At 75.1% G+C, this 15,348-nt stretch carries 12 protein-coding genes and 1 pseudogene; 4 read left to right on the top strand and 9 right to left on the bottom strand.

Annotated features, from left to right (window positions below):
* Positions 1–432 carry a roadblock/LC7 domain-containing protein gene (locus PUR61_RS10975; RefSeq protein ID WP_329878284.1) on the bottom strand — a complete coding sequence of 144 codons (432 nt, stop codon included), beginning with the start codon at positions 430–432 and terminating at the stop codon, positions 1–3.
* Positions 432–3,389 carry a sensor histidine kinase gene (locus tag PUR61_RS10970; RefSeq protein ID WP_329878282.1) on the bottom strand — a complete coding sequence of 986 codons (2,958 nt, stop codon included), beginning with the start codon at positions 3,387–3,389 and terminating at the stop codon, positions 432–434. Before PUR61_RS10970 ends, PUR61_RS10975 begins: the two co-directional genes overlap by 1 nt.
* A 794-nt stretch (positions 3,390–4,183) precedes the next feature.
* On the opposite strand from PUR61_RS10970, the pseudogene PUR61_RS10965 reads away from it, so the two are divergent.
* A pseudogene (locus PUR61_RS10965) lies at positions 4,184–5,893 on the top strand (2-isopropylmalate synthase); the annotation flags it as partial.
* 33 nt (positions 5,894–5,926) lie between these two features.
* Complete coding sequence (locus PUR61_RS45285) at positions 5,927–6,424, top strand: YbaK/EbsC family protein (RefSeq protein ID WP_355401503.1); 498 nt, start codon at positions 5,927–5,929, stop codon at positions 6,422–6,424.
* Between the two features lie 63 nt (positions 6,425–6,487).
* On the opposite strand, the gene PUR61_RS10960 is transcribed toward PUR61_RS45285, so the two are convergent.
* The 4 genes from PUR61_RS10960 to PUR61_RS10945 all read right to left on the bottom strand — a co-directional run bounded on the left by PUR61_RS10960 (position 6,488) and on the right by PUR61_RS10945 (position 9,874).
* Positions 6,488–7,096 (bottom strand): RICIN domain-containing protein, encoded by a 609-nt coding sequence (locus PUR61_RS10960; protein ID WP_329878280.1) that lies wholly within the window; start codon positions 7,094–7,096, stop codon positions 6,488–6,490.
* Positions 7,093–7,740 carry a hypothetical protein gene (locus tag PUR61_RS10955; protein WP_329878278.1) on the bottom strand — a complete coding sequence of 216 codons (648 nt, stop codon included), beginning with the start codon at positions 7,738–7,740 and terminating at the stop codon, positions 7,093–7,095. The genes PUR61_RS10960 and PUR61_RS10955 overlap by 4 nt, the downstream gene beginning before the upstream one ends.
* Positions 7,741–7,863: 123 nt before the next feature.
* Positions 7,864–8,397, bottom strand: a complete 534-nt coding sequence (locus PUR61_RS10950; protein ID WP_329878276.1) for a GNAT family N-acetyltransferase — start codon at positions 8,395–8,397, stop codon at positions 7,864–7,866.
* A gap of 316 nt (positions 8,398–8,713) precedes the next feature.
* Entirely contained in the window at positions 8,714–9,874 is a 1,161-nt protein-coding gene (locus PUR61_RS10945) for an NAD(P)-binding protein (protein WP_329878274.1), read from the bottom strand.
* Between the two features lie 296 nt (positions 9,875–10,170).
* Between PUR61_RS10945 and PUR61_RS10940 the strand changes: the two genes are divergently transcribed.
* Positions 10,171–10,614 (top strand): SRPBCC family protein, encoded by a 444-nt coding sequence (locus tag PUR61_RS10940; protein ID WP_329878272.1) that lies wholly within the window; start codon positions 10,171–10,173, stop codon positions 10,612–10,614.
* A 72-nt stretch (positions 10,615–10,686) separates the two neighbouring features.
* On the opposite strand, the gene PUR61_RS10935 is transcribed toward PUR61_RS10940, so the two are convergent.
* Positions 10,687–12,123, bottom strand: coding sequence for a helix-turn-helix transcriptional regulator (locus PUR61_RS10935; RefSeq protein WP_329878269.1), 1,437 nt, complete (start codon positions 12,121–12,123; stop codon positions 10,687–10,689).
* Positions 12,124–12,298: 175 nt separating this feature from the next.
* On the opposite strand from PUR61_RS10935, the gene PUR61_RS10930 reads away from it, so the two are divergent.
* The gene (locus PUR61_RS10930) at positions 12,299–13,255 is read left to right on the top strand and encodes a quinone oxidoreductase family protein (protein ID WP_329878267.1); all 957 of its coding nucleotides are present in this window, start codon (positions 12,299–12,301) and stop codon (positions 13,253–13,255) included.
* A gap of 91 nt (positions 13,256–13,346) precedes the next feature.
* On the opposite strand, the gene PUR61_RS10925 is transcribed toward PUR61_RS10930, so the two are convergent.
* Together PUR61_RS10925 and PUR61_RS10920 are read right to left on the bottom strand one after the other, a co-directional pair.
* Complete coding sequence (locus PUR61_RS10925; RefSeq protein ID WP_329878265.1) at positions 13,347–13,769, bottom strand: MarR family winged helix-turn-helix transcriptional regulator; 423 nt, start codon at positions 13,767–13,769, stop codon at positions 13,347–13,349.
* A 37-nt stretch (positions 13,770–13,806) separates the two neighbouring features.
* Complete coding sequence (locus tag PUR61_RS10920) at positions 13,807–15,027, bottom strand: M48 family metalloprotease (RefSeq protein ID WP_329878263.1); 1,221 nt, start codon at positions 15,025–15,027, stop codon at positions 13,807–13,809.
* Positions 15,028–15,348: the final 321 nt, after the last annotated feature.

The following is a 15,348-nucleotide window of genomic DNA, read 5'->3' as shown; positions in this document are numbered from 1 at the left end:
TCAGCCCCGGTTCCGGGCCGCGAAGGCGTCGAACTCGTTGCGGGCCGGGGTGCTCATCTTCTGGCCCACCTGCTGCACCAGGGTGTGCATGGCCACCGACATGACCTCGGCGTCCACCTCCTGGGAGGCGACCACGGCCAGGTGGGTGCCCTGGGCGGCGGCGATGATGAACAGCCAGACCTCGGCCAGCTCGACGATCACCTGGTGCACCGGACCGCCGTCGAAGAGCTGGCCGACGCCGCGGGCCAGGCTCTGCTGGCCGGTGGCGACGGCGGCCAGCCGCTCGGCGTCCGACCGCTCGATGGTCCGCGAGTGACTGACGACCAGGCCGTCGTCGGAGAGCAGGACGGCGCTTCTGGTCCCGGCCACCGAGTCGACGAGTCCGTCCAGCAGCCAGTCCAGGTCCTGGTGGGTGGCGATCGTACGGTTCATCACTGGTCTTCCGTCCTCGTGGTTCGGGGGTCCGCGGCGGGGAGGGCCCAGGGGGACGGGCCCGGCGCGGGAGTCGGGGGGCCGGCGTGGGTGGGGGGTGCCGGGGAGTCGGGGTGCTCGGGACCCGTGCCGTCCGGGTCCGGCCCCTGGCCGCGCGCGGCGCGGGACTGGCGCTGGAAGGCGCCGATGGTCGCGCCCGACCGGCGGGGCGGCCGCTGGAAGGGCCCCGCCGCACCGTCCTGCCCACCCTGCCCGACGAGCCCGGGGGCGTCGGCCTGCCCGCCGGCGGTGGCGCCGTGGTCGGCCCGGGGCTGCGGCGGGACCCGCAGCTCGGCGGCGAGGCTGGCCTGCCGGACGCGCTGCGGGAGCGGCGGCTGGCCGGTCTCCGGGGCGCTGAGCGGGATCGCGGAGTCGTACTCGCGCCGCTCCCGGCGCTCCGCGAGCCGGTAGTGGTCGGCGGGCCGGTACTGCTCGTCGGCGTACGGCGCCTCGGCGGGCGTCACCGTCGCGTAGGCGATGTCGGGGTACGCGGGGGCGTCGTACGGCGGGAGCGCGGCCTCCGGGGCACCGGCGTGGGCGGGGCTGCCGTGGGCCGGGGTGCCGTCGTAGCCCGGTCCGCCGTACGCGGGTGCCTGGTAGCCGGGCGAACCGTGCTCGACGGGCTGCTCCGCCTCCGCGGGCGTCACGTACTCGACGAGCGCGAACGCCTCGGCGGGCTCCGGCCGGGGGTTGCCGGTGAACCAGTCGGTGTCCGGGGGGACGTCGTCGTCGGTGAACGTCTTGCCACCGGAGTAGCCGCGGCCCTCGGGGTAGCCGCCCTGCTCCGGGTAGCCGCCCGCCTGGGGGAAGGCACCCTGGTCGGCGGGGGCGGCCTCGCCGGGGCCGTCGGAGGGGCCGGCGGCGGTGGGGGCCGTGGTCGCGGTGTCGACGCTGTCGCCGAACGCCGCCTCGATGGCCGCGCGCCCCTCCTCGTCCTCGTCGACCAGGACCACCGGTCCAGCGGTCGGCACGGTCGGTGCGGTCGACAGAGCGGGCATCTCGGTCACCGAGGCCAGCACCGCGTTGCCGTGCGCGCCGCGCTGGCGGCGGGCGAGCGGGATCGGCTCGACCGGCACGGCGTCCGGCAGGTCGGCGTCCCCGTCGATGACGAGCTCGCCGGGGACGAGCACGACCACCCGGGTGCCGCCGAAGGCCGACGGCCGGAACTCCACCCTGATGCCGGTGCTCGCCGCGAGCCGGGCGACCACGTAGAAGCCGAGCCGGATGTCGTCGGCGCGGGCCAGCACGTCCATCCGCGGCGGGCTGGTCATCAGCGCGTTGGCCGCGTCGTACTGGTCCGGGTCCATGCCGAGCCCGCGGTCCTCGATCTCGATGGCGAGGCCGCGTCCGACGACGGCCGCCCGCACGTCGACCGGCGTGGGCGGCTTCGAGAAGGTCGCCGCGTTCTCCATCAGCTCGGCGACCACGTGGGCCACCGGTCCGACGGCGCGCTCCGAGAGCCACGGGTGGCCCTCGACGTCCAGCATGATCCGGCGGTAGTCCTGTACCTCGCCCTGGGCGGAGCGGAGCACGTCCAGCAGCGGGACGGGCTTGCGCCACTTCCGCTGCGGCTGGCCGCCGGCCAGGATGACCAGGTTCTCCTCGTAGCGGCGCAGGCGCGCGGTGAGGTGGTCGAGGTCGAACAGCCCCTCCAGCACCTCCGGGTCCTCGTGCTTGCGCTCCAGCTCGTCGAGCTTGCGCAGCTGCTGGCCGATCAGCAGCTGGGTACGGCGTGCGATCCGCTGGAGCAGCCGCTCGAAGCCGCGGTACTGCTCGGCCTGGCGGACGGACGTCTCCAGCGCGGAGGTGCGGGCCAGGTTGAGCGCCTGGCCGAGCTGCGCCAGCTCGTCGGTGCCGTTGGAGTGCGGTCCGGCCGTGATGGCCCGGCTCTCCGCCTCGACGTCGACCTGCTCGCCCTGCGAGAGCCGCTCCACCACCTCGGGCAGGGTCCGCTCCAGCTCCTGGGCCTGGCTCTGGAGCTCCTTGATCCGGCGGCGCAGCGAGCGGGTGAGCCGCCAGCTGGTGAGGACCACCGCGACGACCGCGAACAGGCCGATCACGGCGGTCAGCGCGACCCGGGTGAGCAGCGAGATGATCGAGCCCTTGCCGACCTCGACGACGCCCTCGGTGCGCGTCTCGATGGCCTTCACCAGCGCCGGGTTGACCTGGTCGAGGGCCTGTCGCCACTGGTCCTGGAGCTGCGGGAGCTTGACGCTGCCGCCGGCGTCGACGGTGGCGGGCCGGATCAGCGCCTGCTCGACGGTGGCCTTGGCCTGCCAGGCGGGGCTGTTGGCGAGCTGCTGCCAGGCACCCTGCTCGTCGGCCGGCACGTACGGGACGACCTGCACGGTGAACAGGTGGTCCTGGGCGCCGATGGCCTGCTGGAGCAGCTGGTAGTCGGCGGTGCTGAGCTTCCCGGAGGGCCAGCCGCGGGCCAGGATGGCGTCCTCGCGGGCCAGCATCTCCTTGGCCCAGAACGCGTTGACCAGGGTCTTGGAGATCCAGGTGACCTCGCCGTTGGCCACGTGGCTGAGCGCGGTGAACAGCCGGAGGTCGACGGCGATCAGGTCCGTGTAGTACGCGTAGACGGTCTGCTGGTCGACGGCGGACCGGTCGACGGCGGACCGCTGCTCGGCCAGCCTGCCGAGCGCGCGGCGCGCCTCGGCGACCGCGTTGCGGGCGTCGGTGGGCGCGCTGTCGGCGGTCTCGCCGGAGAGCGCCTGGAACTTCGTGACGGCCTCGTCGGTCAGCTGCCGCTGGCGCTTCAGCTGGTCCGTGACGCTGCCGGGCCGGGCGAGCGCCTCGGCACTGAGCCGGCGCTCCTCCTGGAGGTTGTAGTAGACGATGTTGGAGGGCTGTCCCGCCTTCTGCGCCAGCAGTCCCTGGGCCGCCTGGCGTTGGAAGTCGAAGAAGGTCACGCCGCTGGTGACGGCCCAGAGGGCGGCCAGGGCGAGACTCGGGACGAGGGCGAGGACGAGCAGTGCCGTCCGCAGTGACAGGCGCGGACGCCTGCGGGGGGCCTTCGGCGTCGGGGGCCGCCGATTCGCACGCGCGCGCAGAACTGTCTCCTTGGGGCTGGCGGCCGGTCCGTGAGGGCCGGGCCGTCCGGGGCACGGTCTTTTGACGAGGCGATACTAGTCATACGGTGTGTTAGGAGTGAAAGCGCGTTCGATCTTCGGACGACGTGCACACACGTCCTTAACATGGCGTCAGTGTGCGGTTAACGTCCCGGCCGGGCGCCGGACGGTCCCTGCGGCCCGCCCCCGGAGGTGCCGCGGCCGTGTCCGCGGCCGTGCCCCGAATCCGTCCGGGATGTGCCCGATCGCGCCTCCGACCTGGCCTCCGACCCGACCTCCGACGATGTCCGACGTGCTCCGGCCGGGCCGCGGTGCGGGCGCCCGGCAGCGGCGCACGGCCCGATGTCCGTTCTGCGGAACCGAGTTGTCCGAGGCGGCGGATCGTGGTTACGGTACCCGCTATGCAGTCGTGGAGTCTCCTTCTCGGTGGCCGCAGCGGGGTCTGACCGGACCGGCACCCCGCTGCGGGGTGCCGTGCTGCCGGTCGTCGTCCGGTACCGACCGCGCGGAAACCGCGCAGCGAAGGACCCCCCGTGACCGCCCCAGGCACCACTCCGCAGTTCCCCACCCTCCGCACCCCCGCCGGCCCCGTCCCGGCCGCCGCCCCCGCCTGGAACCCGCAGCGCGGCAGCGCGATGCCGTTCCACCGCTACCGCCCCGCCCACCGGCGCGTACCGCTGCCCGAGGCCACCGCCCGCGCGTGGCCGTCGCGGCGGATCGAGCGGGCCCCGCTCTGGGTGCCCGTCGACCTGCGGGACGGCAACCAGGCGCTCGCCGAGCCGATGGACCCGGCGCGCAAGCAGCGGATGTTCGACCTGTTCCTGGCCATGGGCTTCAAGGAGATCGAGGTCGGCTACCCCTCCGCCAGCCGGACCGACTTCGACTTCGTCCGCCGCCTCGCCACCACGCCGGGTGCGGTGCCCGAGGACGTCACCGTCGTCGTCTTCACCGCCGCCCGCGCCGACCTCATCGACCGCACCTTCGAGTCCGTCGAGGGGCTGCCCCGGGTCGTCGTCCACCTCTACACCGCGACCGCCCCCGTCTGGCGGGACGTCGTCCTCGGCCGCAGCCGCGAGGAGGTCCGGGCGCTGGTCACCGGAGCCGCCGAGCACATGGCCCGGCGGGCCGGCGACCGGCCCGGCCTGCGGTTCCAGTTCTCGCCCGAGGTGTTCAACCTCACCGAGCCGGACTACGTCCTGGAGCTCTGCGACGGCCTCACCGCGCTCTGGGACGCGAGCCCCGACCGCCCGGTCGTCCACAACCTGCCCGCCACCGTCGAGATCGCCACCCCCAACGTCTACGCCGACCAGATCGAGTACCTGCACCGGCACCTGGCCCGCCGGGACTCGGTGATCCTCTCCGTCCACCCGCACAACGACCGGGGCACCGGCGTCGCCTGCGCGGAACTGGCCGTCCTGGCCGGCGCCCAGCGGGTCGAGGGCTGCCTCTTCGGCAACGGCGAACGGACCGGGAACGTCGATCTGTCGACCCTCGCGCTGAACCTGTACACCCAGGGCGTCGACCCGATGGTCGACTTCTCCGACATCGACGAGATCCGGCGCACCGTCGAGCACTGCAACCGGCTGCCCGTCCACGAACGCCACCCCTACGTCGGCGACCTCGTCCACACTGCCTTCTCCGGCACCCACCAGGACGCCATCAAGAAGGGCTTCGCCCACCACGCCGCGACCGCCGCCGGCCTGGGCGTCCCGCCCGGCCTGGCCCCGTGGGACGTCCCCTACCTGCCGATCGACCCGGCCGACCTCGGCCGCGACTACGAGGCCGTGATCCGGGTCAACAGCCAGTCCGGCAAGGGCGGCATCGCCTACCTGCTCCAGGCCGGGCACGGCCTCGACCTGCCGCGCCGCCTCCAGATCGAGTTCTCGCGCGTGGTCCAGGAGTCGACGGACGACAGCGGGCGCGAGGTCACCGCCGACGAGCTCTACGCGCTCTTCCGGGCCACCTACCTGGACGCCGCCGTCGACGCGTCGTGGCGCACGGGGGAGACGGCCGGCGGCGCGCACTGGGCCGAGGTCACCCTCGACGGCACGGCGTTCCGGGGTGAGGGCAACGGGCCGCTGGACGCGGTGTCCGCGGCGCTCCGTGCGGCCGGGCACCCCGTCGACATCCTCCGGTTCACCGAGCACGCCGTCCGCACCGGCCCCGACAGCGACGCCGTCGCGTACGTGGAGGCCAGGATCGGGGGCGGCGGCAGCGCCGACGGCACGGACGACGCGGGGGACACCGGCGGTGCCGGGGGCGAGGTGGTCTGGGGCGTCGGACGGGACTCCTCCGTCCTGACCGCCGGGGTGCGGGCCGTCCTCAGCGCCGTCGGGCGCGGCCGGGCGCGTTCCGCGGGCGTCCGGCAGGACGGCGCGATGACGTCCTCCCTCCCCGCCCGCAGTCAGGCGGTCGCCGACGCCCTCGCGGCGGCCGGTCTGCCCGGCGAGATCCGGGTCCTGCCCGACTCCGCCCGTACCGCCGCCGAGGCAGCCGCCGCCCTCGGCTGCGAGGTCGGCGCCATCGCCAACAGCCTGGTGTTCACCTGCGACGGCGCGCCCCTGCTGGTCATGACCAGTGGCGCCCACCGCGTCGACACCGAGTACCTGGCCCGGCGGCTGGGCACCGGACCGATCACCCGGGCGGGCGCCGAGCAGGTTCGCGAGGCCACCGGCCAGGCCATCGGGGGCGTCGCCCCCGTCGGCCACCCCGCCCCGCTGCGGACCGTCGTCGACACCGACCTCGCCGGCCACGAGGTGCTGTGGGCCGCCGCGGGCCACCCGCACACCGTCGTCCCGATGACGTACGACGACCTGCTGAAGCTGACCGGCGGCACCCCCTCGGCGGTCGTCCCCGAGGAGCGGCGGGTGCTCTGACCCGTCCGGAGGTCCTCCCGGCCGCTGCCCGGCGCCGGGAGGACCTCCCCCGTCCCGTTCCGGCTACCAGACCTTGTGCAGCGTGAACAGGTCGGCCTGGAACTGCATCTGGACGGCGTGCGCCGCCCACCACCCGCCCTGGACGGCCACCCAGCTGTTGCTGTGCTGGGCCTGGAGCGCGACCAGGTCGGTGCCCGGGACCGGCTTGCTCCAGAACACCTGCCGCGTGGCCGTGCTGCACCCCTCGGTGAGGAGCCAGGCGCCGTCGCCCTCGTACCCGTGGTCGACGGCCAGGCACCACCAGCGCGCATGGTCCTTGAGCTTGTAGAACCTGCTGCCGGGGTGGTCGGGGTCGGGCCGGCTGCAGAGCTGCCACTGCTGGACGGCCTCCCCGTCCCACGGGGCCTGGATGATCGAGCCGTGCTCGTCCCGCTCCTGCGAGACCTGGAGCACCATCCGCTCACCGCCGTACGTGTGCGGGGTGAGGATCCGGTACCCGCCGCCCTCGCAGCTGTAGCCGTCCATCGGGTCGGCCGACGCGGCCGGCGCCCCGACCGTCAGCAGCGCGCCGACGGTGACGGCCGCGCCGAGGACGGCACCGAGGCGGCGGGCGGCCCCGCTCCTGCGCTTCGTCATGCTCTTCCCCTCCTGGTCGTACCTGCGGGTCGTCACTTGCACAGCTCCTTGCGGGCCGCGGCCCGGACGGTGCCGGCGGGCTCGGGCGACGGGCAGGAGACCGTGCCCTCCTCCGGGAAGTTGAAGGTCGTGTACTGGCCCGTGCCCGTCTGGCTCGCGTTGATCCAGTAGCCCGAGGCCGCGCCGGACCGGGCGCACAGGTACCGCGACCACTCGCCGTCGACCCGCAGGACGCCCCGGTAGATCCCGTAGTAGCCGGGCGCGTTCAGGTTGACGACCCGGCTCAGCTCCGTGGTCCGGGTGCTGGTGCGCTCGTTGGCGACCTGGAACCCGACCTTGACGCCGACCTCGGACAGGGTGGACTTGTAACCGGCGCTGAAGTCCGCGGTGTTGTTGATCTTCGTGGTGACCGTGTTCAGGACGCTGAGGCGCTGCGTCTGCTGCCCGGTCGTCCCGGGCGTGATGTTGAACGAGGTGAACTCCGTGATCACCGGGGTGATCGTGGCGGAGGTGATGTCGTCCCAGACGCTCTCGATGTTGGGGTTGCAGGTGGCCCCGGGCGGCGGGGTGGCGTGGGCGGGCGCCGCGCCGAGCCCGAGGCCCGTGACCGCGAGGACCGCGGCGAAACCCGTGGTGAAGACGGCCCGCCGACGCTTGGGGGCGGGAGACGTGATGGTCATGCGGAGATCCCTCCGGTAGGGGGAACGGTCCCGAACTGACTACCGGAATCCTCGGGTGCACCCCGGCACGGCTTCCATCCCAGCAATCTGGAGGGGAAGCCGCACCGGGGCGGCGGTGTTCCGTCACGCGATGCCGAACGGCGCGGCCCAGCGGGCCGTTCCGGACGGCAGCGGGTGGCGCTCGGCGTCCAGGCTCAGGGCCATCCACGCCTCGTCGGGCGCGTCGAGGGTGAGGACGATCCCGTGCTCCGAGGCCCGGCCGAAACCGAACCGCGGGTAGTACGACGGGTGGCCGAGCAGGATGACGAACCGCTCGCCCGTCGCGCGGGCGGCGTCCAGCCCGGCCAGGACGACGGCGGATCCGGCACCGGACCGCTGCCGGTCCGGTCGTACGGAGACCGGCGCCAGGGCGAGGGCCGGGACGTCCCCGATGTGGGCGCGGGTGAAGGCCACGTGGCCGACGAGCGTGCCGGAGGTGTCGGTGACGACGGTCGAGAGACCGCCGATCCAGGACTCGTCGGCCCGCAGGGCATCGAGGAGGTCGGCCTCCATCGGCCGGCCGAAGGCGGCCAGCGTCAGCTCACGCACGGTCGGGACGTCGGACGGCGTTTCGACACGGGTGTACCAGGAGGAGGACGAGGAGGAAGAAGAAGACATGGGTGAACCCTTGGAGGAAGGGGCCCCGTCGCGAGAAGCGTCAGACCGGGACCCGGGAGGTGAGGGCAGTCGGGGCGCCACGCAGCACGTGCGCAGCAGCGGTCACCGCGGCCACGATTCACCTCCTGTCTCCGGGTCGGTCCCCGGTCGAGCTCGGACGGCCGAACGTAGCACGGTGCCCGGAGGCGGCGCACACCGTTTCCGGGCAGCCCGGGGAGCTCGGCAGCGGGGGCTCGGCCCGGGCAGCCCGGGCCGAAGAGCCGCGCCAGGGCCGTCCGCGCCGCCACACGCCCGTCCCGTGCACGCCCTGGCACCCTCAGCGGGAGACCCGGCTCGCCGGGCGCTGCGCGACGGCCAGCGAGACGGCCTCCAGCGCGCTGGTGAACGACACCTCGCTCAGTACGCCCGGCGCCGCCACCTGGTCGCCCACCAGGTACACGCCGTCGCCCCGGTCGACGGCCGGGCGGTCGCGCCAGCAGGTACCGGGCAGGTCCACCGCGCCGGTCCGGCCGCCGGCCACCGCCGTGCGCCGCCACACCACGCGCTCGCGCCAGCCGGGGAAGCCCAGGTCCAGCAGCCGTTCGGCCCGGGCGGTCCCGTCCTCCTTCCGCCCGCCAGGGGCGAGCGGGAACTGGGCCTGGATCAGCTCCTCCCCGGCAGGCGCCAGACTCCCGTCCTGTGCGGTGAACCGCTCCACCCACCCCGGGCCGTCCAGGTCCGAGACGAAGAACGCGTCGCCGCGCCGCGACCGCACCGCCAGGTCGAGCAACAGCGTCCGACCGCTGTGCCAGACCAGGCCGTCGTCGCCCAGCAGCCGCCGCGCCGAGTCCAGGGAGGTCGCCACGATCACCGGGCCGCCCCCGACCGGAAGGTCGTCCACCCGGGCGCCCGTCTCGATCCGCACACCCAGCTCGCGGGCCCGCGCCGCCATCCGGTCGATCACCGACTGCCAGCCGCCCACCGGGTACCGCGCCTCCGGCACGAGGCTCGCGGACCGGCGGAGCCGCTCCTGGACGAACGCCGCCGACAGCAGCCCGGGGTCGTGGTGGAACGTGGCGACGGCCACGAAGTTCGCCGCCGCCCGCGCGGTCCGCTCACCCGCCACCTCGCTCGCCCAGCCCAGGAAGGTCCGGCCCACCGGGGCCCCGCGCCGCCGCGCCAGCCGCGTGAGCCCGACCGGCGGCAGACGGTGCAGCCCGCCGTCCCGGTGGTAGCGCATCCGCAGGGCCTCCGCCGCCGGGATCCGGGCCAGTGGCCCGACCAGCCCGCGCTGCCGCAGCCACGTCCAGTGCGGCCCCCGGCGGTAGAAGGCGTGCGGGCCCTCGTTGGTCCGGTACGGCGCCTGCGCCGTCCGGGCCCGCCCGCCGAGCGTTCCGTGCGCCTCGTGCAGGGTGACCGCAGCCCCCGCCTCGGCCGCCGAGATCGCCGCCGTCAGTCCGCCGAAACCGCCGCCGACGACCGTGATGTGCTGCGCCATGTCCTGTGCCCCTCCGGGTGCCGGGCGGCCGCTTCCGGTCGCCGTCGCCAAGGGGACGGAGCAGCCCGCCGGAATGTGACAGCCGATCCGCAGAGGACTGCTCCGGCCCCGTCCCGCCGCCCGGCGGCTCCGCTCCGGCGCTTCCGGCGGCACCGCCGGACCCGGCGCCCGGGAGGCGGGGTGGGCGGCTCTCTGAAATCCTGGCCGCGCCGTACCGCAGTGCCCGCAGCACCGCAGTGTCCGACCGCAGTACCCGCAGCACCGCAGTGTCCGACCGCACCCCGCGAGGAGCCGGCATGTCCGGAATGTTCGACACGAGCGTCGAGGTCGACCGGCCGGTGGAGCACGTCTTCGCCTACCTGGCCGACGGCCGCAACGACCCGGAGTTCAGCCCCCGGGTCCAGTCGATCGAGAAGACCCCGGACGGCCCGACCGCCGTCGGGACCGTCTTCCGCAGCACGGTGAAGGACGCCGGGGTGAAGACCTCCCGGGAGTTCCGCATCACCGCGCTGGAGCCGCCGCACACGATCCGCTGGACCGAGCAGAGCAAGAACCTGATCACCGCCGAGGGCGGCTACGACCTCGAACCGCTCCCGGGCGGCGGCACCCGGGTCCGCATCTTCAACGAGCTGGACGGCCACGGGCTCGGCAAACTCCTGGTGGCCCCGGCGCTGCGCGCGGCCCGCAAGGACGCCCCCGACTTCGGCCGCCGCATCAAGGCCGCCGTCGAACGGTCCTGACCCCCTCGGGCCCCGCGGCCCCCGGGCACGCGGGGCGCGGCGGGCAGGTGCGTCCGGTGCCGGGCCGGCCGCTCAGGACGCGGCGTGGAGGGACGGCGGGGTCGAGGACAGCCCGGCGCGGTGGGCGAGGGCGGCGGCCTCGCCGCGGGAGCTGACGTCCAGCTTGGCCAGGATGTTGGCCACGTGGAACTTCACCGTCGACTCGCTGATGTGCAGGGCCTGGGCGATCTCCCGGTTGCGGCGGCCCTGGGCGAGCTGGTCGAGGACCTCCAACTCCCGCGGCTGAAGGCCCTCCAGCGGATCCACCGAGGTGACCGGGGCCGCCGCCACGTTCAGCGGCAGGTCGACGGTGACCGTCGTGCCCCAGCCGGGGACGGCGTCGACCGTCAACCGGCCCGCCAGGGCGGCGATCCGGTCGGCGGTGCGGTGGACGGCGAGCGCGTCGGGGGTGAGCAGCCCCGGGCCGTCGTCCCGGACGACGGCGCGCAGCGTGCCGTCCACGAACTGCCAACTCACGTGCAGGCGGCCCAGACCGTCCTGCTCCAGCATGGCCAGCACGGTGGAGCGGACGGCCGCCCGCGCGGTGTGCGCGGTGTCGGCGGGGACGGACCGGTCGCCGGCCGTCGGCGCCAGCAGGTCCAGCCGGACCGGACTGTGCCGGAGCAACGGCCTCAGCACGTCGGCGAGTCGGGCGAACGCGGTGGCCGCGGGCTCCTCGCTCAGCTCGCGGTCGAGGTCGGCGGCCCCGCGCAGGTCGAGCAGGGCGGTGACGGCCAGGTCGGTGGCACTGCGCCGGGCGGTGGCGTCGTCCAGGGCGGCGGCGCGCAGCGGCGCGAGGATCGCCGAGAGCGCGGAGGCGTGCGCACCGCTCAGTTCGGCGATCGCGCGGGCCCTGGCGGCGGCCGAGGCGCGGGAGGCGGCGGCGTGCGCGGGGGCGGCGTCGATGGCCCGGTGGTGGGAGTGCGTGGTCACCAGCTCCCAGAGCTGCTGGAGCAGGGCGAGCGGCAGCTCGGGCAGCGGGGCGAGGGGCCCGGCGGTCGCCCGCACCAGGACCAGCAGCGCGCCGTTGCTGCCGGCCGGTGCCGACGCCACCGCGACCGCCGGCCGCGACCGCCCGGCCAGGACGGCCTCACCCTGCCACGGCCGGCCCGGCGGCACCGCCTCGGCGACCCGGGCCAGCTCCGGGCTGGTGATCCGGGTGGACAGTTCCTCGGGGCCGAAGGCGCTGGCCGGTGAGTAGGTGCAGACGCCGCTGAGCTGGGCGAGCGCGACGTGCGGGACGAGGTCGGCGGTCACCTCCGAGAGCCTCGGCATGATCGCCGGCCGGGGCGTGCGCAGCACCTCGACGACCCGGGCCAGCGCGCCCTCCGGCCGGTCCCAGGACCACGCGGCCCGCTCGCCGCCGGGGGCCCGGTCCATCGTCCGGGCGGGGTTCGTCGACCGGGTCTCGGCCGTTCGGGCCGGTGCCGCCGTCCGGGCCCGGCCCGTTGCGCGTGCCTGTTCCACCATGCCGTCCAGCGTAGACCGGGCCCGCCCGGCGCAGCCTGGCCGAACGGCCAGGCCGAACCGGCCGAACGACCGGCGGGGGATCACCTCCACCACGGACAGGCTGGGACCGTCACCTCGGCGCCGCACCCGACACCGAGGCCCCGGCAGAGACAGACGAGAGAACGGTGGAATCCCCATGACCGACGCCGATCCCGGCACCCTTCCGACCAAGGCCATCGGCTTCGCCGAGTACGGCGGCCTCGACGTGCTGCGCCCGATCGAGATCGAGGTGCCCGCGCCCGGCGCCGGCCAGGTGCGGATCGCCGTCCGCGCCGCAGGCGTGAACCCGCTGGACCACAAGGTGCGTTCGGGCTCGATCACCGAGTTCTTCCCGGTCACCTTCCCCGCCGTCACCGGCTACGAGGTGGCGGGCGTCGTGGAGGCGGTGGGCGAGGACGTCACCGCGTGGCAGGTCGGTGACGAGGTGTTCGGCGCGGTCCACGGCGGCGGCTACGCGGAGCACGTGCTGGCGACGGCCGACAAGCTGGCCCGCAAGCCCGCCGGGCTGGGCTGGGAGCAGGCCGCGGCGATCCCGGTGGCCGCCGAGACCGCGTGGCGCTCGCTCGACCTGCTGGCCGTCGAGCCGGGCGGGACGCTGCTGGTGCACGGTGCGGCGGGCGGGGTCGGCACGATCCTGCTGCAGTTCGCCCGGCAGCGCGGGATCCGGGTGATCGGCACCGCGAGCGAGGCCAACCACCCGCACCTGCGCGATCTGGGCGCCGTCCCGGTCGTCTACGGGGACGGTCTGGCCGGGCGGGTGCGGGCCGCCGCCCCGGAGGGTGTGGACCGGGTCCTGGACGCGGCGGGCCTCGGCGGCGTCCTGCCGCTCTCCGTCGAGCTGGCGGGCGGAGCGGAGAACGTGCTGGCCATCGCCGACTGGCAGGGCGCCGCCGAGCACGGCGTGCGGTTCACCGGCGGCACCGAGCCTGCCGACTACCAGGGGCCGGCCCTGGCGGGTGCGCTCGCCCTGTTCGAGGGGGACGGGCTGGTCCTGCCGTTGCACCGGGTCTACCCGCTGGCGGAGGCGGCCGAGGCGCAGCGCGAGAGCGAGGGCGGCCACGTCCGCGGCAAGATCGTCCTCACGGTCGGCTGAGCCGCCGAGCCGCCGAGTCGCCGAGGGGGGCGGGTCGGCAGCCTCGCCGGCCGCCTCGTTCGGTGACCGTCGTCCCGGCGCGGCCGGCCGGTCAGTCCTCGGCGCCGTAGCGGGCCAGGTACGCGGAGAACCGGGCGACGTCCTCGTCCGACCAGTCGGTGAAGCGGGCGGAGAAGGAGACCCGCCGGTGCTCGTTGGCCTCGCGCAGCAGGGTCAGGCCGGCGTCGGTGGCGCGCAGGATCTGGCCGCGCTGGTCCTCGGGGTCGGTCTCCCGGCGCAGCAGGCCGAGTTTCTCCAGCGCGGTGACCTGGCGGCTGACGGTGGACTTGTCGAGCATGAAGTGCGCGGCGACGTCCGCGGCCCGGCAGCCGCCGCGTTCCGTGATGAGGTCCAGGATGCTGTACGTGACCAGGGAGAGGTCCGGATGCAGCTGCGAGGCCTTGTGCCGGGCCCGGCGGGCGAAGGCGGTCAGCTCGCGCTGGATGGTGTCGATCGACGTCTCGCGGTCGGGCATGGTGGACCCACCTCCTCGGCTTCCGGTATTTGTTGCACTATACAACGAGTTTGTGTGCGGTGCGACGTGCCTGCCAGGCTCGGGCGGCCGCGATCCGGCGCGTTGCGCTCGGGTGAGTGGCGAACAGTAGTTCAAGCACCCGGGGCGGGTCGACGTCGGACACGTTGGTCAGGGCCAGTCTGCGCTGCATCGCGATGAATTGCTCGGCGTCCGAAGTGAGTTCGAGGGCGTGCCGGTCGGCCCGGACCTCGACGCGGCGGCTCACCGCACACTGCACCGGGCCGGACAGCGCGCCCAGCAGCGCCGCGCACGCCGCCAGCAGCGGCAGTGAACGGGGGTCGGCCGCGTCCGTGGCGCCCGCGGCCGACAGTAGCGGGCCCCGGTCGAGGGCCAGGCCCAGCAGTGCCACCGCGACCGCCGCCCCCACGGCGCCCAGCACCGTGCCGGTCAGCACGTCCCGGTGCTTCACGTGCCCCAGCTCGTGCGCCACCACCAGCTCCACCTCGCGCGGTTCGGCGGTGGACAGCAGCGTGTCGTACACGACGATCCGCCGCGTCGCGCCGAGTCCCGAGACGTAGGCGTTCAGCGCCGTCGTCCGGCGCGACGCGTCCGCCACCAGGACGTCCCGCACGCGGACGCCGTCCCGCTCGGCGAGAGTCAGCAGCGCCTCGCGCAGCGGGCCCGGCTCCATCGGGGTGAACCGGTTGAACACCGGCTCGACGAGGAGGGGGTAGAGGAAGGAGAGCGCCGCCGTCAGCAGCGCGGCCGCGCCCGCGGCCGGCACCCACCAGTGCACCGGCGACCGGTCGGTGAGCGCGTACAGGCCGAAGGCCGTCGGCAGCACCAGGGCGAGGGTCAGGGCGAGTCCGCGCGCCAGGTCCGCGGCCCAGCCGGCCCAGCCCTGGGTCACCAGGCCGAACCGGGTCCGCACCGACCGGGCGCCCGCCCCGAACGGCAGCTGGGCCGCCCGGCCGAGGAGCACCAGCGCACCCGCTCCGGCCAGCACCTCCGCCGTACGGGAGCCGCCGAACCAGCCGCCCACCGCCGTCACGAGCCCGGCCCCGGCGGAGGTCAGCCCGAGCGCGAGGGTCAGCGCCAGGCCGGTGAGCCGTCCGCCCAGCGCCCACGGGAGACCGGCGCGGCGCAGCGCCCGGCCGCGGGCGCGCTGGGCGGGGGTGAAGTCGGACTCGGGGGAGGCCGGCGCGGGGGCGGGGCCGGGCTCGGTGCCGCCCGGGTGTGGTCGGACAGAATCCGTCATCTGTTATCCGTCATCCGAAACTCGTCAGCTGCCGGCCGTCGTCTGTCGGCCCTTGCTTGTCGGTCCGTGCCTGTCCGGCGGTCCTTGCTCGCCGGCCGGGCAGCCCCCGGCCGTGCGGGCCGCCGGGTATCAGCATGGCACCCCCGTGCCCGGCCCGCGGCGCCACGGGTGCCCGCGCGGAGCGCCCTCCGTCCCCTCGGGGCACGGCGCGATATCTGCTCGCCACCGCCACGGCGACGGGCAAGACTGACCTGCGTCCGCGGGTGGGGCGGGGCGGGGCGGACACCGGGCGGCGGGCGGGCGCGGTTCGTGGAGGCGTGG

Source organism: Streptomyces sp. BE20 (assembly GCF_036322525.1).
Taxonomy (GTDB): domain Bacteria; phylum Actinomycetota; class Actinomycetes; order Streptomycetales; family Streptomycetaceae; genus Kitasatospora.
The sequence above is the reverse complement of the archived record's forward strand: the minus strand, read 5'-3'. Positions and strand labels throughout refer to the sequence as shown.

Coding starts and splice junctions, on each gene's coding strand:
- PUR61_RS10950 (WP_329878276.1), bottom strand. CDS start 8,397: ATGTCTTCTTCTTCCTCCTCGTCCTCCTCCTGGTACACCCGTGTCGAA.
- PUR61_RS10930 (WP_329878267.1), top strand. CDS start 12,299: ATGACCGACGCCGATCCCGGCACCCTTCCGACCAAGGCCATCGGCTTC.
- PUR61_RS10925 (WP_329878265.1), bottom strand. CDS start 13,769: ATGCCCGACCGCGAGACGTCGATCGACACCATCCAGCGCGAGCTGACC.
- PUR61_RS10920 (WP_329878263.1), bottom strand. CDS start 15,027: ATGACGGATTCTGTCCGACCACACCCGGGCGGCACCGAGCCCGGCCCC.
- PUR61_RS10935 (WP_329878269.1), bottom strand. CDS start 12,123: ATGGTGGAACAGGCACGCGCAACGGGCCGGGCCCGGACGGCGGCACCG.
- PUR61_RS10945 (WP_329878274.1), bottom strand. CDS start 9,874: ATGGCGCAGCACATCACGGTCGTCGGCGGCGGTTTCGGCGGACTGACG.
- PUR61_RS10955 (WP_329878278.1), bottom strand. CDS start 7,740: ATGACCATCACGTCTCCCGCCCCCAAGCGTCGGCGGGCCGTCTTCACC.
- PUR61_RS10975 (WP_329878284.1), bottom strand. CDS start 432: ATGAACCGTACGATCGCCACCCACCAGGACCTGGACTGGCTGCTGGAC.
- PUR61_RS45285 (WP_355401503.1), top strand. CDS start 5,927: ATGACGTCCTCCCTCCCCGCCCGCAGTCAGGCGGTCGCCGACGCCCTC.
- PUR61_RS10940 (WP_329878272.1), top strand. CDS start 10,171: ATGTCCGGAATGTTCGACACGAGCGTCGAGGTCGACCGGCCGGTGGAG.